The organism is Mesorhizobium sangaii (assembly GCF_014207355.1).
Lineage (GTDB): Bacteria > Pseudomonadota > Alphaproteobacteria > Rhizobiales > Rhizobiaceae > Mesorhizobium > Mesorhizobium sangaii.
This window is the reverse complement of record NZ_JACHEF010000003.1, coordinates 468,719-488,656: the sequence shown is the minus strand read 5'-3', so window position 1 is coordinate 488,656 and position 19,938 is coordinate 468,719. Positions and strand designations below refer to the sequence as shown.

Here is a 19,938-nt window from a genome sequence, read left to right as displayed (position 1 = left end):
CGACAGAAGGCGGCATTTTTCCCATCCAGATAGTCGGCTCTGGAATTTCGATCGCAAATCAAGCATGATGACCTTGGCATTCGCCGGGACAGCTTCGCGCGCCCTCGAATGCCGGGAGGACGGGACATGGCCGTAGCGCTTGTACTCGTTTTGGTCGTCGTGGGCTCGGTGTTGTTTCACCTCCTGAGCCCATGGTGGTGGACGCCGATTGCCTCCAACTGGAGCTATATCGACAACACCATCATCATTACCTTCTGGATCACCGGCGTCGTCTTCGCCGCCGTGGTTCTATTCATGGCCTATTGCGTCTTCCGCTTCCGTCATCGGGACGGAAACCGGGCTGCCTACGAACCGGAGAACAAACGGCTCGAATCGTGGCTGACGATCGTCACCGCGGTTGGGGTCACGGCGTTGCTGGTTCCCGGCCTGTTCGTCTGGAGCCGGTTTGTCAACGTCCCGAGCGACGCAACCGACGTCGAAGTCGTGGGCCAGCAGTGGCAGTGGAGTTTCCGCCTGCCCGGCAAGGATGGCAAGCTCGGCACATCCGACACCCGCGACGTCACCGCCGACAATCCGCTGGGCGTGATCGCGAGCGATCCCAATGGTCAGGACGATGTCGTCGTCGAAGCGGCTGATCTGCATCTGCCGGTCGGCAAGCCGGTCAAGATGCTGCTCCGCTCGATCGATGTGCTGCACGATTTCTATGTGCCGGAATTCCGCGCCAAGATGGACATGATCCCGGGTTCGGTCACCTATTTCTGGTTCACCCCGACCAAGACCGGAACCTTTCAGGTCTTGTGCGCCGAACTTTGCGGCCAAGGCCATCCTTTGATGCATGGTGTGGTCATGGTCGACACCCAGCAAGACTACCTGGCCTGGCTTGGCCAGCAGCAGACTTTCGCCCAGTTGTCGGCACCCCAGCAAACGGGCTCGGCAGACCAGGCGCCGGGCAAGACGACGGCGTCAGGTTTGAAAATTGCAGCAAAGCTCGAAACGGTCGGGTCTCGCTGAAAAGGACACGGAGGTGTTCCTATGGTCGACATCACGCCTGCAGATGGCATCCCGCCGGCCGAAGTCGCGGAAGTCGAACTGTACCATCCGCACAGTTGGTGGACGAAATACGTCTTCTCGCAGGACGCCAAGGTCATCGCCATCCAGTATTCGGCGACGGCGACGGGAATAGGCCTGGTCGCCCTGGTGCTGTCCTGGCTGATGCGGCTGCAGCTCGGCTTCCCCGGTACGTTCGACTTCATCACACCGGAAGCCTACTACCAGTTCATTACCATGCACGGCATGATCATGGTGATCTACCTGCTCACCGCCCTCTTTCTCGGCGGCTTTGGCAACTATCTGATCCCATTGATGGTCGGCGCGCGTGACATGGTCTTTCCCTATGTCAACATGCTGAGCTACTGGATCTACCTGCTCGCCGTGCTGGTTCTGGTGTCGAGCTTCTTTGCGCCCGGCGGACCGACGGGGGCCGGCTGGACGCTCTACCCGCCGCAAGCCATCATGAGCGGCACACCAGGCGGCCAGGACTGGGGCATCATCCTGATGCTGTCCTCGCTGATCCTGTTCATCATCGGCTTCACGATGGGCGGCCTGAACTATGTGGTGACGGTGCTGCAGGGCCGCACGCGCGGCATGACAATGATGCGCCTGCCGCTGACCGTCTGGGGCATCTTCACCGCGACCGTCATGGCGCTGCTCGCCTTCCCGGCGCTGTTCGTCGCTTGTGTGATGATGCTGCTCGACCGCGCCCTCGGGACCAGCTTCTTCATGCCGGCGATCTCCGAGATGGGTGAGCAACTGCAGCACAATGGCGGCAGCCCGATCCTGTTCCAGCACCTGTTCTGGTTCTTCGGCCATCCCGAGGTCTACATCGTGGCGCTGCCGGCGTTCGGCATCGTATCCGACCTGATCAGCACCCACGCACGGAAGAATATCTTCGGCTACCGGATGATGGTCTGGGCCATCGTCGGCATTGGCGCGCTGAGCTTCGTGGTCTGGGCGCACCACATGTATGTCAGCGGCATGGACCCCTATTTTGGCTTCTTCTTCGCCACCACGACGCTGATCATCGCCGTTCCGACCGCCATCAAGGTCTACAACTGGGTACTGACCCTATGGCGGGGCGACATCCATCTCACCATACCCATGCTCTTTGCCCTGGCGTTCATCGTCACGTTTGTAAATGGCGGGCTGACCGGGTTGTTTCTCGGCAATGTCGTCGTCGATGTTCCGCTGTCCGACACGATGTTCGTCGTCGCCCATTTCCATATGGTCATGGGTGTCGCCCCGATCCTCGTGGTTTTTGGCGCGATCTACCATTGGTACCCGAAGGTCACCGGCCGGATGCTCGACGAGATGTTGGGCCGGTTCCATTTCTGGGTCACGTTCCTCGGCGCCTACCTGATTTTCTTCCCCATGCACTACCTCGGCCTGATGGGCGTGCCGCGGCGCTACGCTGAACTGACCGACATGACCATCATGACGGAGTCGGCGCACCACCTGAACTCGTTCATCAGCATCATGGCCTTCATCGTCGGCTTTGCCCAAATGGTGTTCCTGTTCAACCTGATCTGGAGCATCCGCCATGGCCGCGAGGCCGGCGGCAATCCGTGGCGGGCCACGACCCTCGAATGGCAGACGCCGCATACACCGCCGACCCACGGAAATTTCGGCAAGGACCTGCCGATCGTCTATCGCTGGGCCTACGACTACAGCGTACCGGGCGCCAAGGAGGATTTCATCCCGCAGAACATGCCGGGCTCCTTCGGCCCTTCAAGGGAGCCGGCATGAGCGTCATCCTGGTCTTCCTGCTCGTCATCGCCGGCTTTGCCGGGTGGTGGCTTTCGCACCAGCGGCTGACGACCAAGCCATGGCTCGAACAAGGTGTGGCCGGCGATTTTGTCGGCCTCGACCGGTCGGCGTTGCCTACCGCCAAGATCGGCCTCGGCGTCTTCCTCGCCGTCGTCGGCTGCCTGTTTTCGCTGTTCACCAGCGCCTACTTCATGCGCATGGGGCTGTCGGACTGGCGGCCTCTGCCGCTGCCGCGCCTGCTCTGGCTGAACACGGGCGTGCTGGTCCTGAGCAGCATTGCGCTGCAATGCGCCGTGGTGGCGGCACGCCAGGGTCAGATCGACATGGTCAGGCTAGGCCTCGCGACGGCCGGCCTCACGGCGCTTGCCTTCCTGGTCGGACAACTCATGGCATGGCGGCAGATGACCGACGATGGCTATCTGCTGAGCTCCAATCCGGCCAACAGCTTTTTCTACCTGATCACCGGCATGCATGGCCTGCACATACTGGGCGGGTTGGTGGGCCTGGGCAGAACAACCGTCGGTGCATGGAACGGAGCACGACCCGGGCGGCTTCGCCTCGGCGTCGAACTGTGCGCCATGTACTGGCATTTCCTGCTCTTCGTCTGGCTCGCCATCTTTGCGCTGCTGGCCGGTTGGGCCGCTACGTTCATCGACATTTGCCGACAGTTGCTGACCTGAAGGGATCAAGCGGATGGCAGAGACACTGACGCAAATCGGCAAGACGGAGCCACGGCCCTCAGGCTGGCAAGGCATTGCCGCCGACTGGTCCTCGGATCAGCGTGCGTTCAAGAACGTGTCCTGGGGCAAGGCCATGATGTGGATCTTCCTGCTCAGCGACACCTTCATCTTCGGCTGCTTCCTGCTCTCCTACATGACCGCGCGTATGTCGACACGCGTGCCGTGGCCCAATCCGAGCGAAGTCTTTGCGCTTCGCATCGGCGGCTCGGATATCCCGCTGATCCTGATCGCCATCATGACCTTCGTGCTGATCTCAAGCAGCGGAACGATGGCCATGGCGGTCAATTTCGGCTATCGCCGCGACCGCCGCAAGACGGCAATCCTCATGCTTCTGACCGCGGCACTCGGCGCGACCTTTGTCGGCATGCAGGCCTTCGAATGGACCAAGCTGATCACTGAAGGGGTGCGGCCCTGGGGCAATCCCTGGGGTGCTGCACAATTCGGTTCGTCTTTCTTCATGATCACCGGTTTCCACGGCACCCATGTGACGATCGGGGTGATCTTCCTGATCATCGTGGCGCGAAAGGTCTGGCGGGGCGATTTCGACACCGGACGGCGCGGTTTCTTCACCAGCCGCACGGGCCGCTACGAGAACGTCGAGATCATGGGGCTGTACTGGCACTTCGTTGACCTGGTCTGGGTGTTCATCTTCGCATTCTTCTATCTTTGGTGAGAGGCAGACATGGCAGAAGCAACCGCAAACGGCCTCGGACAACACGCACTTCATGCTGGTCATGCACATGAGGCGCCGGCGGCAGTCGCCCACGCCGACCAGCACCAGGAACATCCCATCAAGCTCTATCTGGTGGTCTGGGCTTGGCTGTTCATCCTCAGCACCTGCTCCTACCTGGTCGACTATTTTGGCCTGCAGGGCTATCTCAGGTGGTCGCTGATCCTGATCTTCATGATCCTCAAGGCAGGGCTGATCGTGGCCGTCTTCATGCACATGGCCTGGGAGCGGCTGGCGCTGGCCTATGCGATCATCCTGCCGCCGATACTGGTGCTGGTGTTCACGACAATGATGGTCTTCGAAGCCGACTACACCCTTTTCACCAGGCTGGCGTTTTTCGGATCCGGGCACTGACGCGCAAACCCGTGCGTCGCTCACTCCGGCAAGGGAGGCCAAGATGACGATCGCAAACAGACTGAAGGACTTCATCGACGGCAAGGGAATTTCCTACGACACCGTCGCTCATCATCGCACGTCAACAAGCCGGCAGTCGGCCATAGCCGCGCATGTGCCCGGCAGCATCATGGCGAAATCCGTGGTCGTTCACCACGAGCTTGGCTACACGCTGGCCGTGGTTCCAAGCACCCACAGGATCGAACTTGGCAGGTTGCAAGACGTCATGGACAAGCGTCTCGGACTCGCCTCCGAAGACGAGGTGATTTCGCTCTTCGACGATTGCGATACCGGCGCCATACCGCCGATCGGCGCAGCCTATGACGTGCCGGTGATTGTCGATGAAAGCCTTGGCGATGCCGCCGATATCTACTTCGAAGGCGGCGACCATAGAACGCTGGTGCATGTCAGCGGCAAGGATTTCCGCAGCCTGACCATGGGCGCATATCAGGCCAGCTTCAGTCACCCGGCCTACTGACGGTTTCGATCGAACTGCACCGGCCCTTCGCCGGTGCAGTCCGGCAGAACCTTCCTCTCAACTCGCCTGTCTGGCCGGCGGCTCCACGACCTTGCGATAGACATGCCAGGTGGCGTGGCCGAGGATCGGCAGCACGACGGCCAGCCCGGCGAACACCGGCAGCGAGCCGATGATCAGGGCAACGGCGACGATCAGTCCCCAGACAGCCATGGTGATCGGGTTCGCCAGCACCGCACGCACCGAAGTGTGGATGGCTTCGTAGGCGCCGACGTCGCGGTCGAGCAACAATGGGAAGGCGACAACCGTTGTGCACAACACCACCACGGCGAAGACGAAGCCGATGACGTGCCCAAGGATAATCAGCGTCCAGCCGCGGCCGGTGGCAAATATTTCATTGATGAAGCCGGATATCGATTCCGGCGGAGCCGGGCCGAAAAGATATTGGTAGAACATCTGCGCCGTCAAAAGCCAGGTGATGAAGATCGCAAACAGCATGATTCCGACCGCCGCGATGGCCGGCAGCGCCGGAGAATTCCTGACCTCGAAGGCGTGCCTCCAGGAAGTGTCGAGTCCCGCTTCCCGCCTGCGGCTGATTTCATAGAGGCCGATGGCCGCGAAGGGGCCAATCAGCGCAAAACCGGAGACCAGCGGAAACAACAACGGCAACGCATTGGCGCCCGAAGTCCAGGCGGCGAGCACCACGCCCACGAGCGGATAGATCAGGCAGAGAAAAACGATGTGCGATGGTTTGACCATGAAATCGTCGACGCCCCGTTTGAGCGCGTCGAAAAGGTCGGAAACACCGATTTTTCGAATTTTGGTATGTTCCAGCGTCTCGCTGGCGCCTGCGATCACATGAAAGCTTGCCATGACCATTTCCCTCCAGACCAGGTCCGGTAAGGTCGCGGTTTAGCGGTGCTGTCGTTCTGCGAGACTGGCCACGCAAAACCGCGACCTGCACCGGAATCAACATACTCTCTTGCCAGGGACTTGTCGCCCTTTGTCAGAACAGCTCCAGCGGTCTGGCTAGCTCTGGTGGTCTTTTTTCGCTATTCTTATGCAGCGCTGCGCGCCCTTTTGGGCGCGCAAAGGTTGAAGGTCATGGACGGAAGGACGCTTCTCATACTCGGCCTTGGCATAGTCGCCCTGCTGATCCTGGGATTCTGTGCAATACCATCGTGATGTTCGAGCAGGCCCTGGTCTGCAACGTCTTCAATGCAGCAACTTCAGTTCGGCCATCTCGATCCGCCGGGTTTTCTTTATGCCGTCAACCTCCGGCTGACATGAACGCTCGCATTGCGATGGTGTCGGCAAGCAGTATGGCAAAGATCGCGAAAAGATAGAAAATCGAGAAGGCAAACAGCGCCTTTGCAGGCTTCATCTCCTTGTCTGGAACGACCAGAACCTTCCAGGCATGCCAGATGAAACCCACGCCCAATGCAGCCGAAACAATTCCATAGAATCCGCTCGCGAATCCGAACGCCCAGGGCAGCACGCCGATTGGCGCCAGCAGTAGTGAATAGGCGAACATCTGTTTTCTGGTCGAGGCCTGGCCGGCCACGTTCGGCATCATCGGGATGCCTGCAGCGGCGTAGTCGCCGACCTTGAACAGCGCGAGCGCCCAGAAATGCGGCGGCGTCCACAGAAAGATGATCAGAAACAGGATGACGCTTTCAGCGCTGACGGCGCCGGTTGCGGCCGCCCAGCCAATGACAGGAGGAAGAGCACCCGCCGCGCCGCCGATGACGATGTTCTGTGGCGTCGAGCGCTTCAGCCACATCGTGTAGATGACGACATAGAAGAAGATGGTGAAGGCCAGCAGCGATGCGGCAAGCCAGTCCACCAGCACGCCGAGGGTCATGACCGAAAGCGCTGAAAGCACCAGGCCGAAGCCGAGAGCTTCACCCGGCGTGACGCGGCCCGACGGCACCGGCCGCTTTGATGTGCGCGACATCAGCGCGTCGATGTCGGCGTCGTACCACATGTTGAGGGCCCCGGCCGCTCCCGCTCCAATCGCGATCGCACCGATTGCAATCACGGCGATGACCGGATTCATCGCGCCAGGAGCCGCCATCAGCCCAACGAAAGCCGTGAATACGGCAAGGGCCATGACCCGCGGCTTCAAAAGCGCGAAGAAATCACCCGCCGTCGCTTCCGAGAGACGGATGCCGGTATCCTTGAGGCGGTTTTCCCTAGTCGACATCCCAGACCGATGGAAGCAGGCAACCCACGCGATGATCCTGAACCGAAGGCGCGCGAGCCAGCCAGGTCACTTGGAGAACGTTTTCAGATAGGCAATGACGTTGGCCACGTCCGCGTCGTTCTTGAGGCCGGGAAACGCCATCTTGGTCCCTTTGACCATGGCCTTGGGATCGTGAAGATAGGTCGTCAGTGTTGGTTCGTCCCATTTGACGCCGGATTTGCCGGCCGCAATCATGGCATCGGAATATTTGAAATCCGGATGCGTACCGGCAACGCGGCCGATGACGCCATGCAGCGATGGACCGATCTTGTTCTTGTCCTCGTCCGCGACGTGGCAGACCTTGCATTTGGTGAAGACCTTCTCGCCAGCCGCGGCATCCTGAGCCTGCGATGGATTGGCAACGAAGGTTGCAACAGATACGACGGCGAAAAACGCGACCAAACGCATGACTTTTCCTCCCTGATCGTCAAATGTGCCTGAAATAATCTGCGCACACCGGTGCCACCAGCAACGCGCCTCGCACGGCAGAACAGATTATCCGCTTCTCCCCCAAATGGAATTGCGGCACCTATGTACCACGGAATCTGGGCCACGGGTAGAAGAGGTCGGCCGTACAAAGGTTTATGCAGTCAGCTGCTGCTCAAGGGACATTCGTGTTGCAGCTGCCGGCAACCTGACTGACGGCTTCATCGAACCCCGCGAGGTCGAAATCGGCCTCCCCTCGCCCCGACAGCAACCCGAACCGCCAGGAAAGCCGGAGCCGGTTCGCGGCGCCGAGCCGTTTGATGCCGTCGGCGCCGTCGCGCATCAGCCTGCGGCCGCGCGGCCCGACGGACCAGCTTTCATCGAACTTGCCGCCCTGGTCGAGCGTGACCGACACGGTGATCTTGCGGCTGGCCGAGACGGTGTCGTTCAGTTGCAGCCATTCGGTCCAACGCGGTTCGCTGTTGGCCCGGCAACCAATGGTCAGGATCGGGCTGTAGCTCAACGCCCCGCCGCCGGTGATCAGCTTGTTGGTGGCGTAGAGCGATGCCGTGACGAGGCCGTCTTCGGCCGTTTCGAACCGCCAATTGTCAGGCACCGTATCGGCGCGGGCAATGCCGCAGACCGAAACGAGGACCAGCGCCATTGCCGAGGCGTGTCCCACTTCGACGAACAGTCTCAACGCGCGTCTCCGACATCCCAAGCGGCTTGCGATAGAAGATAATTATCAAGGCTTCGTATCGCCACTGGCCACCACCCGCGAAGTGTTCCGGCTGTTGCAGTTTAGCAACGAAAAAGGCCGCCTCAAAGGGCGGCCTTCGTCGATTACACGGAAAGCGCCGGGCTTATTCGGCGTCCTTGGCAGCCTTCTTTTTCGGCGCGGCCTTCTTCTTGGGCTCTTCCGCGTCGTCGGCCTTCTTGTCGTCAGCCTTCTTGGCGGCGGCTTTCTTCGCCGGCTTCGCCTTGACAGCGGTATCGGCCTCCTCGTCGTCGGCCATCAGCTCTTCCTTGCTGACCTTGACGTCGGTGACCGAGATCTGGCCGAGCAGATGGTCGACCACCTTCTCCTCGAACATCGGCGCCCGCAGCGTGTTCAACGCTTCCGGGTTGTTGCGGTAGAACTCGAAGACTTCCTGCTGCTGGTTGCCCGGATAGCGGCGTACCTGCTCGAACAGCCCGCGCTGCAGCTCCTCGTCCGATACCGTGACGCCGGCCTTCTCGCCGATTTCAGCCAGCACCAGGCCAAGACGCACGCGGCGCTCGGCAAGACGCAGATATTCGGCACGCGCCTCTTCTTCCGTCGTCTCTTCGTCGGCGAACGTGCGGCCCGCCGCTTCCAGGTCGCGATTGACCTGGGCCCAGATATTGTTGAACTCGGCGTCGACGAGCTTCGACGGCGCCTCGAACGAGTAGGACGCGTCGAGCTGGTCGAGCAGCTGGCGCTTGACCTTCTGGCGCGTCATGGCGCCGAACTGGTTTTCGATCTGGCCGCGCACGACGTCGCGCAGGCGCTCCAGCGACTCCAGGCCAAGGTTCTTGGCCGTCTCGTCGTTGATTTCCAGTTCGCCGGGCTGGGACACTTCCTTGACGGTGACGTCGAAGGTCGCTTCCTTGCCGGCAAGATGCGCCGCCTGGTAGTTGTCAGGGAAAGTTACGGTGATCTGCTTTTCGTCGCCGGCCTTGGCGCCGACCAGTTGATCCTCGAAGCCCGGGATGAACTCCTTCGAACCCAGCACCAGCGGCTGATCGGTGCCGGCGCCGCCATTGAAGGCCTCGCCGTCGATCTTGCCGACATAGTCGATGGTGACGCGGTCGCCATTGGCGGCCTTGCCGGTCTTCGGCTCATAGCTGCGCGCCGATTCGGCAACGCGCTGGACCTGCTCGTCGATCTCGCTGTCCGGCACGTCGAACACCTGCCGCGTCACCTTGATGTCGGAGAAATCCTTGATCTCGATCGCCGGAATGATCTCGTAGTTGAGGCGGAACTCGAAGTCGGCGCCGCCGGCCAGGATCTTCTCGGCCTCCTTCTCGTCCTCGGTCATGATGACTTCGGGCTGCATCGCAGCCTTTTCGCCGCGCCCGGTAATGATCGTGCGGGTCGAGTCATTGAGGATTTCGTTGACCACTTCGGCCATGAACGACTTGCCATAGACCTTGCGCAGGTGCTGCACCGGCACCTTGCCGGGGCGGAAGCCGTTGATGCGGACCTTGTTCCTGGCGTCCGAAAGCCGCGCCATCAGCTTGGCTTCCATGTCACCGGCCGGCACGGTGACCTTGATCTCGCGCTTGAGACCGGAGTTGAGTGTTTCGGTGACCTGCATCGTAAAACCTTTGTTTTCACCAATGAGACTGCCACGGCCTCTGCCGTTCACAGCCTGCCGGTATAATCTTGCCGGGAATGGCTTTTGGTACGGAACCTGGCGATTTGACCGAAAATACGGCTCAAACTCTCCAAAACTGCGTTCCAAAATGTGAATAAGTTCTTGTTTTTCCTACTTCTTATCACATTTTGCAGAAGCGGATCGTCGCGTCCCGTCACATTCGACACGCCTTTTGTCACAGGCGGGGCTATTTTTCAACCATCTTCGCATTTCGGCGAACAACCAACATTTTGGCCCTGACCCGACCTTGTTCCTGAGCCCAACCTTGTTCCTGACATTGACAGAACGATGGCTACATGGGATTGCCGGTCCATGCGGATGTGGCGGAACTGGTAGACGCCCTGGATTTAGGTTCCAGTGCCGAAAGGCGTGGGGGTTCGAGTCCCTTCATCCGCACCACCCCGCCCTTCGGGCTTCAGGCCACCTGAAGCTCCTCGTTACATGAAGGTGTCTCCTCCGAAAGCCTTGGCGAAGGAGGAAAATGGCATTGTAGCGACGCTAGCTTCTGATGGCTTCGTCAATGACCGCTATCGCATCGACCTCTATCAGGTAGCCTGGCGACATTATCGCTACCCCGACCACCACATTGGCTGGTTTGTGACCTCCAAATAGCGAAATCTGTGCTTCTTCGATGATCGGAACGTGTTCATCGCGCTTGTAATCGACAATGTAGATCGTGATCTTGCAAACGTGCTCGGGCCGTGCACCTGCCGCCCTGAGCGCTCGTCCGAGATTGCCGAATGCCAGACGCGCTTGTGCCGCAAAATCACCATGCCCAACGAGCTTGCCGTGTATGTCTTCGGGCTGCTGACCTGAGACGAATACCAGCTTGGATCCAGTCGCGACGACAACCTGCGTGTACATCTCTGGAATTGGCAGATCATCGGGGTTGATGAGTTCGAGCGACACCAAACAATCTCCTACTTCGTTCGACTGAAATCGATATTTGCGAATACCGCGTCGCTGGCACAGGGCGATAGAAGGCGGCGGTGCGCGTGGCGATCAGCGGCATGGCCCACGCGAACTCTTCCAGGGCGACGCGCTGGCGCCGGCGAGCCGATTGGGCTTAACGCCGTCCATCCGGCTGACGCACTGCATCTCGCATGGGGTGTCCGGCGATGATTGATCAATTGACAATGTGCTGTCAATTGATCCGGCCGGCGCGCGGCGGTGGTAGGCGCGGCCAGATCTTGTCACAGAGGCACCGCCATGCTCGTCTACGCGTCGAACGCTCTCCCTGTGAACCAGTCGGCCAGGTTCGCCAGTTCAGGCCCCAGCACGCGATCGTCGCCGACAGGCGGCACGATGGCTCTGATGTCATCGACAAATGGCTGCAGCGCCGGCGGCGGCGCGCGTTCGGTGACGTGCAGCGCCTGCGAGGCCATCATCGCCAGCATCGCCATTGCCGCATCGACGCAGCGGCCCGCGGTCGCCTCCTTGGTCCATGCGAAGAACGCCGTGGTGGCGACATCGTCCTGCCCGGCACCGGCTGATTCCGTTCCCGGAATGAAGGTGCGTTGCGCTGCGAGCTTGGCCTGCTCGAGATAGCCGGTGATCGCCATCGGCACATAGCCGACACTGCCGTGGCCATCGCTGTCGGCCCAGTGCCGGCCGGTCATCAAAAGATCGGGCAGCAGCGACACCTTGCCGTTCAAAAGCTTGGAGGCATGGCGGTCGCAAAGCAGGCAGATATCGGCCCATATCGCCGCCAGATCGTCCAGCGCCGGTGTCGCCATGGCATTGTGATAGCCGCCGGTGCTGATGCAGCGGCCGAGCGGATATGCATCGTCGGGCGGGATAAAGACCGGATTGTCGGATATCGCGGCCAGCGAGACGGTAGCCGCCCGCTCGGCGGACGACAGCGCACGATGCGCCTGGCCGAGGACGCGCGGCACGATCCGATAGCTGACCGGCGCCTGGTAATTGCGCCGCCCGTCTCCGGCGCCGACCAGGAATTCCCGCAGCCCCTGGAGGGCCGCGGCTTCATGGTCGTCACCCCAGAGCGTGTCGAGTGCCGCGTCGTAGTGCTCGAGCGGGGCGCGAAACGCTTCGATCGACAATGCGAACACCTTGTGCGCCATGCGGATGCGGCGGCGTGCCGCAAGCGCTGCGTCGGCCACCAGCGCGGCGGCGCAGGGCGAGCCGTTGATCAGCGAGCCCCGCTCCTTGACCTCGAGGTCGAAGCGCGCCGAGAGCTCGGCAAACAGCGGATAGAGCGCCAGGATCTCGCCCGCGCCACCCTGGCCGGAGGCCGGTACCGTTGGCATCGGGCCATCGTCGAGCATCGCGGCAACGGCGAGCGCGATGCGCGGCGTGGTGGCGGCGTTGCCCTCGATGAAGTTCGTCAGCCGGGCAAGCACGATCGCCCGGACCACCCGATCGGGCAAGGGATCACCGAACGAGGTGGCGGCGGCGAACGCCTTGATCCGCGCATGGCGATCCCGCTCGTCAAGTTCGAGTTTGCGGCTCGCCAACTCCCCCATGGCGGTGGTGACGCCATAGATGACCGGCGGCGGATCGGATTCGATGAGCTTCAGGAACGAGGCCCGGCATTCGGCGATGCGCTGCAAGGCCTTCTCGCTGATCTTCACCGTCTCCTTCTTCCAGGCGACGCGAAAAACCGTGTCGAGGTTGATGTCTTCACGCGTCGACAGGGTGATTGGCATGCTTCTTACCGTCCAAGTGGGAGACCGCCGAGGGCGTCCGTCGACCGTCCCGATCGACATCATTGGTTTAATAGAGCGGTTCCTCGAACAGCGTCTTGTCGCCGTCCACCAGCGCCTTGATCTGCGCCGTGCCGTCGTCGGCCAGCGCGAGGCGGATGCCGAACGGGCGGACCCGCATGTCGTTCTGGATCGCCGTCCCCTCGCCTTCCGGCAGATAGAAGCGCTCGATGCCGTAATCCGGCGCGATGGTCATGCCTTCGCTGCGAAGATCCCAGCCCTCGGCGACATGGCCTGATATGTCGGCCTCGTCGGCAGCGGCCGGCGTCGGCGCCTTGCCGAACCAGGCGGTGGTGGGCGTCCAGTACCCGTCGGCACCCTTCTTCAACCGGACGACGATCGGCGTGTCGTCGCTCGAAAATTTGTCGGCCGGAATGTTGGCGATCATCTTCACCGGTATCCGCGAAATCGCGTAGCCGAGGATAATGTAGTCGCCGCGCAGGAGATCGCGCGGATCGACGGGTTCAATCTTGAGCAGCACTTCCTTGCCTTTGCGCAGGATCGCCGCCCTGCCGGCGATGATCCAGCTCAGGAAACCTACCTGGACGAGCGCCAGCACCAGCGCCGAGATGATCAGCCTCTTTCCGGTCATCATGCCGTGGCTCCCTTGGCGGCTGGGCCCTTCATGCGTTTTTCGATGCGGATGATGACGAGCGCAAGGATGCCGAGCAGCACCGCGGCGGCAAGGAAGAAGCCTGCGGTGTCGAGCATCGATTGCAACATCACCACATAGATGATGGCGATTTCAAAGGCGAAACCGGCATAGGCAAGCCAGCGCAACCCGCGGCTCTCCCTTCCTGCCAGCACGATTGCCGCGACGATGCCGGCCAACGCAATCACCGAAGCGATGGCGAACCCGCTGTCGTAGGTGCTTTCATCGGCCAGTTCGAACTGGATCATTGCCAGGCCGGTGAGAAAGCCGAGCAAAGCGTGCAACGGCAAGCGGCCGCCGAGTTGGACGATCCGGTCGACCGGCTCCGGCGCGAAGACGGAAGCCGCGAACAGCAGTGCCGATGCGGCGACGAGCGGGATCGCCACCTGCAGTGTGTTGTGGCTTGTCACCAGCAGCACCAAATAGAAGAGCAGCGACAGGATGATCAGGTGCCGCGCCGGCTGGCTGCGGGTCCAGAACGAGACGGCAAAGAGCACGATCGCCATGACCACGAAGAGATGCGGAAAATCGCTGCGGCTGTAATAGTCGAAGCCTTTCAGGAACAGCCAGGCATCGGCGATGCCGACCGCGGCCACGGTCAGCGGGTTCGAACGCAGCGCGACCGCCGCCAATGCCGTGCCCGCGCCCCAGGTGACCAAGGCCGACGTCTCGTCGCCGGAGAGATGATACATCTGGCCGATCAGCGCGATCGAGCCGCCGAAGGCCGCCGCGGCCACGATCCACAACGCCTCGCCGATCGCCGCATGGTCGCGCGTCTTCAACAGCGCACCGCCGACATAGCCGCCAAGGATGATGGCAAAGAGTGCCGCGACCCGCGCCAGCCTTGGAATCGCATCCCAGTTGGCGGCGACGAAAATCAGGATGGCGGCGCCGAACAGCAAGGCGGCCATCATCGCCAGGATCGAGCCGAAGCTGAGCGATTTGCGCTCGTTGGCCTCGACATCGCGCGTTAGGGAATCGGCGGTGGCGGCGTCGATCAGGCCAGCCTGCTGCCAGCGCGCGATATCCGACCTCACTCGTGACGAATAGCCCGCCATGCCGCTTCTCCCCCAGCTTGGTCTTTTATTCAGCCGATCCGGTCAAACCGTTGACGCAACGGCATTTTCCGATTCGGGCTTCTTTGTGTCAGGTCCGTGAACGCGCGTTAATGCTGCATTGCACAATTTGCATTGCTGCCATGCAGCCATAGCGCTTTTAAATCGATATAGGCCCGCCTATCTATGCTTCGTACACAAAGACGGAATGATCCGGAAGAAAGACGAAACGAGAAATACCATGAACCTGATCCGCAACTACCGCAACTGGCGCCGCTACAGGGACACCGTGTCCGAACTGAGCCGCCTGAGCAACCGTGAACTGACCGACCTCGGCATCAGCCGCAGCGACATTCCTTACGTCGCTCGCAAGGCGGTCTAATTTCTTCGGACCGCAAATGGTCCGAACAAGTTTTGAAAAGAGAACGACAATGAACCTGATCCGCAACTATCGTAACTGGCGCGTTTATCGCGAGACGGTTACCGAGCTGGGTCGCCTTTCGAACCGTCAGCTGCATGATCTCGGTATCGTCCGCGACGAAATCAAGATCATCGCCCGCCGGGCGATCTAACCAGAATTTCGCCAGGGTCGACCTCCTCCCCGACCCTGACGGATCCGGTCAACCTTCACCTCCTCCCGAGGGTTGACCAACAAAACGGCGCCCGCCGCACCTCCTCCCGCGGCGGGCGTTGTTCCCCCGGAGCAAAACGAATTTTGCCCCAGAGGTTTCGCCCCTTTCAAAAATGGCGAAAGAGATTTCGTCAAAGCCGACCTCCTCCCCGGCGATGACGAATACGGTCGGCCTTCACCTCCTCCCGAGGGTCGACCCCAAAAACGACACCCGCCGGACCTCCTCCCCCGGCGGGTGTTGTTGTTGTCAGCGGTTGGTTCCGCCGCAGCCGCTCGCCATGCGCGGCAATTGCAATCACCGCTCCAAGCGATTATTCCGGCGCTCATGAGCAAAAATCCCATCCACATCATCGGCGGCGGCCTCGCCGGTTCTGAAGCCGCCTGGCAGGCAGCCGAGGCGGGCGTGCCGGTCATCCTGCACGAAATGCGGCCCGTTCGCGGCACCGATGCGCACAAGACCGATGGCCTGGCCGAACTGGTCTGCTCCAATTCCTTCCGCTCCGACGACGCTGAAAACAACGCCGTCGGCCTGCTGCATGCCGAAATGCGGCTGGCCGGCTCGCTGATCATGAGTGCCGGTGACGCCAACCAGGTGCCGGCCGGCGGTGCGCTTGCCGTCGACCGGGACGGTTTCTCCGACGCCGTGACGAAAAAGCTCGAAGGCCATCCGCTGATCACCATCCAGCGCGAGGAAGTGCCGGGCTTGCCGCCGGCGGAATGGGACCAGGCGATCATCGCCACCGGCCCGCTGACCGCGCCTTCGCTTGCCCAGTCGATCGCTGAGGCGACGGGCGCCGATGCGCTGGCTTTCTTCGACGCCATCGCGCCGATCATCCACTTCGACACGATCGACATGGACATTTGCTGGTTCCAGTCGCGCTATGACAAGGTCGGGCCGGGCGGCACCGGCAAGGACTACATCAATTGCCCGATGGACAAGGAGCAATATCTCGCCTTCGTGCAGGCGCTGGTCGACGGCCAGAAGACCGAATTCAAGCAATGGGAAGGCACGCCCTATTTCGACGGCTGCCTGCCGATCGAGATCATGGCCGAACGTGGCGTCGAGACGCTGCGTTATGGGCCGATGAAGCCGATGGGGCTGACCAATGCGCACAATCCAACGGTCAAGGCCTATGCCGTCGTCCAGCTGCGGCAGGACAATGCGCTGGGCACGCTCTACAACATGGTCGGTTTTCAGACCAAGCTGAAGCATGCCGAGCAGGTGCGCGTGTTCCGCATCATACCGGGCCTCGAAAACGCCGATTTCGCCCGCCTCGGCGGCCTGCACCGCAACACCTACATCAACTCGCCGACCTTGCTCGACGCCTCGCTACAGCTGAAGTCGCGCCCCGGCCTGCGCTTCGCCGGCCAGATAACCGGTTGCGAGGGCTATGTCGAAAGTGCCGCGATCGGCCTGCTCGCCGGACGCTTCGCCGCCGCCGAGCGGCTCGGCCAGGCACCATCGCTGCCGCCGCTCACCACGGCCTTCGGTGCCTTGCTCAACCACATCACCGGTGGCCACATCGTGTCCGATGATGAACCGGGAAAGCGCTCCTTCCAGCCGATGAACGTCAATTTCGGCCTGTTCCCGCCAATGGAAGCGCCGAAGTCAGAAGGCAAGCGCCTGCGCGGCAAGGACAAGACCGTCGCCAAGCGGCAGGGCATAACCGCACGGGCGCGCGCCGATTGCCGGCAGTGGCTGGGGCTGGCGGCGCAAGCGGAAGCAGCCGAGTAGCCCTGCTCTTCCCTTCAGTGCGGTCGCACATCCGCGACCGTTGGCCGTGGCAAGTTGAGCATCGTGGTTGCTGCCGCGAACACCGCGTCGGCGATGTGGGCATGGCCTTCCGCGGTCGGATGGAACGGACCGCCCAGGCAAACCTCAACCAGATCGAGCAACGCCCAATCTTGCGGCGGCGGTGGCGTGCCGCTTGCCTTGGACTGCACGAAAAGGCAGATGTCGTTGATGGTGCGGAACCAGCGCTCGCGCGGCGCGTAGGCACGCGTGTCGCGAGAAGCCTTGAAATCGGCTTCGCGATAAGCGGAAAAAGGCTCGAATTCCGACCATTTGTCCGGTCGCGGCCCGTCCGCATGGTAGTAGGGCAGCATCAGGCTCTCGGCGGCCGTGACGCCGCTCGACGAGCTCTTTTGCGCGCAGATCCCATGCTTGGCGAACGCGGCACGCTGGGCATCGACGAAATGCCAGTTTCCCGCGTGGGCGGCGTCGCGCGTCGCCGGGTAGAGCACATTGTTGGCGAAATCGCTGATGGGACGCAGCGTCGGCACGTCGATCGACAGCACCCCACCGACGTTGAAGCCTTCCAGCCTTTCACGCGGCGTGGCTTCGCCACAGAGCCTTCCGTCCTGGTTGAATTCGATCTTGGGAAACGCGGTCAGCACAATGTTGGGCGTTCCATTGCTGCTGGCGATGGGCAGCGGCGCCAACGCCTTTCGCAAGGCGGCAAAGCGCGCCGGCAACTCCTTTGCGCGGATTCGCGCCGTGGCGACATCATGTGCCTTGGCGATCCGCGCGACAGTTCGAATGACTGACGCGCCGAGGGCGTCGGCGCGCAACCTGCTGTTCACGTTTGCGTATGGAGGCCTTGTCTTGGTCAGCGCTTCCACGATGAGCGGTGTGAAGCCGACATCGTTTCCACCGATGGACACGATCAGCATGTCGATCGTCCGCAGGAACCGCCCCGGTTTGCAGTCAAGGAGTTTGGCGCTGCGCAATGCGCGGCCTTGCTCGTCGGTGAGCGGCGTGTCGAAAGCCACTGTACGGGTTGCATGGGTGCGCAGCAGATCATCGCGGCACAGTTCGATCATCAGGCGATCGATCTGCGGCAAGTTGCGACGCAGTTTGCCGCCCGACGAAAAATAGGAATTGTTGACTGCCTCGACCCCGGCATAGGGGAAAAGCAGCCCTTCCGTCACTTCGGCCCCTGAGCAGGCAAAGCCGAGAAATGTCACCGCGCTGTGCTTGGGATCGGCAAGAGCGACCTGCAAGGCAGTGCGCAGATGATAGCTATAGGCCGAACGATGGCATTTGCGGTCGAGCCAGCCAGCCGGCGCATTCTGATAGCGGACCGGCAACGAATAGGCTGGTACCGATTTGATCGCTTGAGTGTCGGGGTCATAGACGAAGGAGATGTCAAAAACAGTACCAAGCCATCATGCTGTCAAATTGACACTAGATCGTATTTTACTTAACTATTCGGCTGGCTCGACACTCGCCGCCGGCAACCCGGGCTTGCCCGCTTCACCCGGATTGCGCCTGACATAGGCGGCCTTCAGGGTCTCCGAGGTTTCGCGCGAGCCGTCATGGCTCCAGCCCGGCGGCTTGATCAGGTAGTTCAGCCGATCGCTCAAGCTCAGCCCCGGTGCAAAGGCATCCCTGAACATGCCGATCCATTCGTGGAACGCCACTTTCAGCGGATTGAAGGTGCCCAGATTCTTGACGATGCCGTAGCGCGGCCGGTCCTCTTCCAGCTCTTCGACGAAGCTGCCGAACAGGCGATCCCAGATGATCAGCGTGCCGGCATAGTTGGCGTCGAGATAACGCGGATTGGTGGCGTGGTGGACACGGTGGTGCGACGGCGTGTTGAAGACCAATTCGAACCAGCCCCACATCTTGCCGATCGTCTCGGTGTGGATCCAGAACTGCCAGACCAGGTTGAAGCCGAAGGTGAAGGCAATCACCGCCGGATGGAAGCCAAGCAGCACCAGCGGCGCCTGCAGCACGAACATGAAGGTGAACAGGCTGGTCCAGCTTTGCCTCAGCGCCGTCGACAGATTGTAGTGCTGGCTGGAATGGTGGTTGACGTGTTCGGCCCACACCCAGCGCACCCGGTGCGCGATGCGGTGGTAGACATAGTAGCGCAGGTCATCGAGCAGGAAGGCGGCCAGGAACACCCAGACCGACAGGCCGAGATTGAAAATGCGGAACTGCCACAGCCACAGCAGCGCCCAATAGGACACCACGCCAAGCAGCAGCCCGGCAACGACGTTGCCGGTGCCCATCATCAGGCTGGTCAGCGTGTCACGCGTCTCGAACGAGCCGTTGGCGCGGCCGGTGCGCACCAGCCAAAGCTCGATCAGGATCGCGGCAACGAAGAACGGAATAGCCAGCTGGGTGACCTGCGGAAAGTTGTAGCTGTCCATCACGCGGCCTCCCCAATGGAATTTGAATGTCGCGGCTCGAGCGCTTTCAGCAAGCCTTGCGCATCTATTGCGCTGGCAAAGTGGAAGCGGCCGCCCCTCCAGGTGAAATCGGCAAGCCGAAACGAGACCGTGTTTGCATCGCCTGCAGCCAAAGCCATGACGTCCCCTGATGAGACGATGCGGGTCAAAAAACAGTCGCCAATGCTGTGAACGATGCCGGTGCGCCCTCGCCCGAGATCCAGGAACGCCGTCCCGGCATCCGCCGTCAGGCGAACCGTCGTGGCCACCTCGTCGGGAAAATCCTCGGCGAAACGGCTCAGCGCCTGATCCGCGCCCGCAAGCGTCGCCGACTTGCTGCCACCGGTGAAATGTACGGCGGCGACCGACAGCGCAATGCCAAGGGCGACGATCGCGACCAGCAAAGGCAAGCTCATGGATGGGTATCTCCTCCGGCCAGCCTGTCGTCTATGGCAACAGTTTTGGCCGGG

21 protein-coding genes and 1 tRNA gene are annotated in these 19,938 nt (G+C 61.5%); 10 read left to right on the top strand and 12 right to left on the bottom strand.

Going from position 1 to position 19,938, the window contains the following annotated elements; translation table 11 throughout:
* Window positions 1–126: 126 nt before the first annotated feature.
* Genes HNQ71_RS17470 through HNQ71_RS17445 form a run of 6 tightly spaced genes read left to right on the top strand, consistent with a single transcriptional unit; the run spans window position 127 to window position 5,164 of the window.
* The gene (locus HNQ71_RS17470; protein ID WP_184873775.1) at window positions 127–1,011 is read left to right on the top strand and encodes a cytochrome c oxidase subunit II; all 885 of its coding nucleotides are present in this window, start codon (window positions 127–129) and stop codon (window positions 1,009–1,011) included.
* A gap of 21 nt (window positions 1,012–1,032) precedes the next feature.
* Window positions 1,033–2,802, top strand: coding sequence for a cytochrome c oxidase subunit I (gene ctaD / locus HNQ71_RS17465; RefSeq protein ID WP_184873774.1), 1,770 nt, complete (start codon window positions 1,033–1,035; stop codon window positions 2,800–2,802).
* Window positions 2,799–3,503 carry a cytochrome c oxidase subunit 3 gene (locus tag HNQ71_RS17460; RefSeq protein ID WP_184873773.1) on the top strand — a complete coding sequence of 235 codons (705 nt, stop codon included), beginning with the start codon at window positions 2,799–2,801 and terminating at the stop codon, window positions 3,501–3,503. Before ctaD ends, HNQ71_RS17460 begins: the two co-directional genes overlap by 4 nt.
* A gap of 13 nt (window positions 3,504–3,516) precedes the next feature.
* On the top strand, window positions 3,517–4,236 hold the full coding sequence (locus HNQ71_RS17455; protein WP_184873772.1) for a heme-copper oxidase subunit III family protein: 720 nt from the start codon (window positions 3,517–3,519) through the stop codon (window positions 4,234–4,236).
* A 9-nt stretch (window positions 4,237–4,245) separates the two neighbouring features.
* Window positions 4,246–4,647 carry a cytochrome C oxidase subunit IV family protein gene (locus HNQ71_RS17450; protein WP_095087730.1) on the top strand — a complete coding sequence of 134 codons (402 nt, stop codon included), beginning with the start codon at window positions 4,246–4,248 and terminating at the stop codon, window positions 4,645–4,647.
* A 43-nt stretch (window positions 4,648–4,690) separates the two neighbouring features.
* Window positions 4,691–5,164, top strand: coding sequence for an aminoacyl-tRNA deacylase (locus HNQ71_RS17445; RefSeq protein ID WP_184873771.1), 474 nt, complete (start codon window positions 4,691–4,693; stop codon window positions 5,162–5,164).
* Between the two features lie 57 nt (window positions 5,165–5,221).
* Here the strand turns inward: HNQ71_RS17445 and HNQ71_RS17440 are convergent, their stop codons facing one another.
* The 5 genes from HNQ71_RS17440 to tig form a co-directional block, all read right to left on the bottom strand.
* A complete protein-coding gene (locus tag HNQ71_RS17440) occupies window positions 5,222–6,034 on the bottom strand; it encodes a DUF2189 domain-containing protein (RefSeq protein WP_184873770.1) in 813 nt (270 codons plus the stop codon).
* Window positions 6,035–6,431: 397 nt separating this feature from the next.
* Window positions 6,432–7,367: a heme o synthase gene (locus tag HNQ71_RS17435; RefSeq protein ID WP_184873769.1), complete on the bottom strand. Its 936-nt coding sequence runs from the start codon at window positions 7,365–7,367 to the stop codon at window positions 6,432–6,434.
* A gap of 66 nt (window positions 7,368–7,433) precedes the next feature.
* Window positions 7,434–7,814: a c-type cytochrome gene (locus HNQ71_RS17430; protein ID WP_184873768.1), complete on the bottom strand. Its 381-nt coding sequence runs from the start codon at window positions 7,812–7,814 to the stop codon at window positions 7,434–7,436.
* A gap of 193 nt (window positions 7,815–8,007) precedes the next feature.
* Window positions 8,008–8,532: a hypothetical protein gene (locus HNQ71_RS17425; RefSeq protein ID WP_184873767.1), complete on the bottom strand. Its 525-nt coding sequence runs from the start codon at window positions 8,530–8,532 to the stop codon at window positions 8,008–8,010.
* Between the two features lie 163 nt (window positions 8,533–8,695).
* Window positions 8,696–10,171 carry a trigger factor gene (gene tig / locus HNQ71_RS17420; RefSeq protein ID WP_184873766.1) on the bottom strand — a complete coding sequence of 492 codons (1,476 nt, stop codon included), beginning with the start codon at window positions 10,169–10,171 and terminating at the stop codon, window positions 8,696–8,698.
* Between the two features lie 374 nt (window positions 10,172–10,545).
* Here tig and HNQ71_RS17415 point away from each other — a divergent pair.
* Window positions 10,546–10,630, top strand: a tRNA-Leu gene (locus tag HNQ71_RS17415).
* Window positions 10,631–10,729: 99 nt separating this feature from the next.
* Here HNQ71_RS17415 and HNQ71_RS17410 read toward each other — a convergent pair.
* The 4 genes from HNQ71_RS17410 to HNQ71_RS17395 all read right to left on the bottom strand — a co-directional run bounded on the left by HNQ71_RS17410 (window position 10,730) and on the right by HNQ71_RS17395 (window position 14,664).
* Complete coding sequence (locus HNQ71_RS17410; protein WP_184873765.1) at window positions 10,730–11,140, bottom strand: Rid family hydrolase; 411 nt, start codon at window positions 11,138–11,140, stop codon at window positions 10,730–10,732.
* 308 nt (window positions 11,141–11,448) lie between these two features.
* Window positions 11,449–12,897 (bottom strand): aromatic amino acid lyase, encoded by a 1,449-nt coding sequence (locus HNQ71_RS17405; protein ID WP_184873764.1) that lies wholly within the window; start codon window positions 12,895–12,897, stop codon window positions 11,449–11,451.
* Window positions 12,898–12,964: 67 nt separating this feature from the next.
* On the bottom strand, window positions 12,965–13,549 hold the full coding sequence (locus HNQ71_RS17400; protein ID WP_184873763.1) for a GDYXXLXY domain-containing protein: 585 nt from the start codon (window positions 13,547–13,549) through the stop codon (window positions 12,965–12,967).
* Window positions 13,546–14,664 (bottom strand): DUF2157 domain-containing protein, encoded by a 1,119-nt coding sequence (locus HNQ71_RS17395; RefSeq protein ID WP_184873762.1) that lies wholly within the window; start codon window positions 14,662–14,664, stop codon window positions 13,546–13,548. Before HNQ71_RS17395 ends, HNQ71_RS17400 begins: the two co-directional genes overlap by 4 nt.
* Window positions 14,665–14,902: 238 nt before the next feature.
* Here HNQ71_RS17395 and HNQ71_RS17390 point away from each other — a divergent pair, with 238 nt between their 5' ends.
* The 3 genes from HNQ71_RS17390 to trmFO all read left to right on the top strand — a co-directional run bounded on the left by HNQ71_RS17390 (window position 14,903) and on the right by trmFO (window position 17,027).
* Window positions 14,903–15,043 (top strand): DUF1127 domain-containing protein, encoded by a 141-nt coding sequence (locus HNQ71_RS17390; RefSeq protein ID WP_013531315.1) that lies wholly within the window; start codon window positions 14,903–14,905, stop codon window positions 15,041–15,043.
* Window positions 15,044–15,092: 49 nt separating this feature from the next.
* A complete protein-coding gene (locus HNQ71_RS17385) occupies window positions 15,093–15,233 on the top strand; it encodes a DUF1127 domain-containing protein (protein WP_019858543.1) in 141 nt (46 codons plus the stop codon).
* 384 nt (window positions 15,234–15,617) lie between these two features.
* Window positions 15,618–17,027, top strand: coding sequence for a methylenetetrahydrofolate--tRNA-(uracil(54)-C(5))-methyltransferase (FADH(2)-oxidizing) TrmFO (gene trmFO, locus HNQ71_RS17380; protein WP_184873761.1), 1,410 nt, complete (start codon window positions 15,618–15,620; stop codon window positions 17,025–17,027).
* A gap of 14 nt (window positions 17,028–17,041) precedes the next feature.
* Here the strand turns inward: trmFO and HNQ71_RS17375 are convergent, their stop codons facing one another.
* The 3 genes from HNQ71_RS17375 to HNQ71_RS17365 form a co-directional block, all read right to left on the bottom strand.
* Window positions 17,042–18,382: an SGNH/GDSL hydrolase family protein gene (locus HNQ71_RS17375; RefSeq protein WP_184873760.1), complete on the bottom strand. Its 1,341-nt coding sequence runs from the start codon at window positions 18,380–18,382 to the stop codon at window positions 17,042–17,044.
* A 117-nt stretch (window positions 18,383–18,499) separates the two neighbouring features.
* Window positions 18,500–19,450 carry a sterol desaturase family protein gene (locus HNQ71_RS17370; protein WP_184873759.1) on the bottom strand — a complete coding sequence of 317 codons (951 nt, stop codon included), beginning with the start codon at window positions 19,448–19,450 and terminating at the stop codon, window positions 18,500–18,502.
* Window positions 19,450–19,884 (bottom strand): hypothetical protein, encoded by a 435-nt coding sequence (locus HNQ71_RS17365; protein WP_184873758.1) that lies wholly within the window; start codon window positions 19,882–19,884, stop codon window positions 19,450–19,452. Before HNQ71_RS17365 ends, HNQ71_RS17370 begins: the two co-directional genes overlap by 1 nt.
* Window positions 19,885–19,938 lie beyond the last annotated feature (54 nt).

What these genes read in the sequence shown, in the direction of transcription:
- HNQ71_RS17400 (WP_184873763.1), bottom strand. Translation starts at nt 13,549, where the DNA reads ATGATGACCGGAAAGAGGCTGATCATCTCGGCGCTGGTGCTGGCGCTC.
- trmFO (WP_184873761.1), top strand. Translation starts at nt 15,618, where the DNA reads ATGAGCAAAAATCCCATCCACATCATCGGCGGCGGCCTCGCCGGTTCT.
- HNQ71_RS17435 (WP_184873769.1), bottom strand. Translation starts at nt 7,367, where the DNA reads ATGTCGACTAGGGAAAACCGCCTCAAGGATACCGGCATCCGTCTCTCG.
- HNQ71_RS17390 (WP_013531315.1), top strand. Translation starts at nt 14,903, where the DNA reads ATGAACCTGATCCGCAACTACCGCAACTGGCGCCGCTACAGGGACACC.
- HNQ71_RS17450 (WP_095087730.1), top strand. Translation starts at nt 4,246, where the DNA reads ATGGCAGAAGCAACCGCAAACGGCCTCGGACAACACGCACTTCATGCT.
- HNQ71_RS17470 (WP_184873775.1), top strand. Translation starts at nt 127, where the DNA reads ATGGCCGTAGCGCTTGTACTCGTTTTGGTCGTCGTGGGCTCGGTGTTG.
- HNQ71_RS17460 (WP_184873773.1), top strand. Translation starts at nt 2,799, where the DNA reads ATGAGCGTCATCCTGGTCTTCCTGCTCGTCATCGCCGGCTTTGCCGGG.
- HNQ71_RS17385 (WP_019858543.1), top strand. Translation starts at nt 15,093, where the DNA reads ATGAACCTGATCCGCAACTATCGTAACTGGCGCGTTTATCGCGAGACG.
- HNQ71_RS17395 (WP_184873762.1), bottom strand. Translation starts at nt 14,664, where the DNA reads ATGGCGGGCTATTCGTCACGAGTGAGGTCGGATATCGCGCGCTGGCAG.
- HNQ71_RS17370 (WP_184873759.1), bottom strand. Translation starts at nt 19,450, where the DNA reads ATGGACAGCTACAACTTTCCGCAGGTCACCCAGCTGGCTATTCCGTTC.
- HNQ71_RS17430 (WP_184873768.1), bottom strand. Translation starts at nt 7,814, where the DNA reads ATGCGTTTGGTCGCGTTTTTCGCCGTCGTATCTGTTGCAACCTTCGTT.
- ctaD (WP_184873774.1), top strand. Translation starts at nt 1,033, where the DNA reads ATGGTCGACATCACGCCTGCAGATGGCATCCCGCCGGCCGAAGTCGCG.
- HNQ71_RS17455 (WP_184873772.1), top strand. Translation starts at nt 3,517, where the DNA reads ATGGCAGAGACACTGACGCAAATCGGCAAGACGGAGCCACGGCCCTCA.
- tig (WP_184873766.1), bottom strand. Translation starts at nt 10,171, where the DNA reads ATGCAGGTCACCGAAACACTCAACTCCGGTCTCAAGCGCGAGATCAAG.
- HNQ71_RS17440 (WP_184873770.1), bottom strand. Translation starts at nt 6,034, where the DNA reads ATGGCAAGCTTTCATGTGATCGCAGGCGCCAGCGAGACGCTGGAACAT.
- HNQ71_RS17405 (WP_184873764.1), bottom strand. Translation starts at nt 12,897, where the DNA reads ATGCCAATCACCCTGTCGACGCGTGAAGACATCAACCTCGACACGGTT.
- HNQ71_RS17365 (WP_184873758.1), bottom strand. Translation starts at nt 19,884, where the DNA reads ATGAGCTTGCCTTTGCTGGTCGCGATCGTCGCCCTTGGCATTGCGCTG.
- HNQ71_RS17445 (WP_184873771.1), top strand. Translation starts at nt 4,691, where the DNA reads ATGACGATCGCAAACAGACTGAAGGACTTCATCGACGGCAAGGGAATT.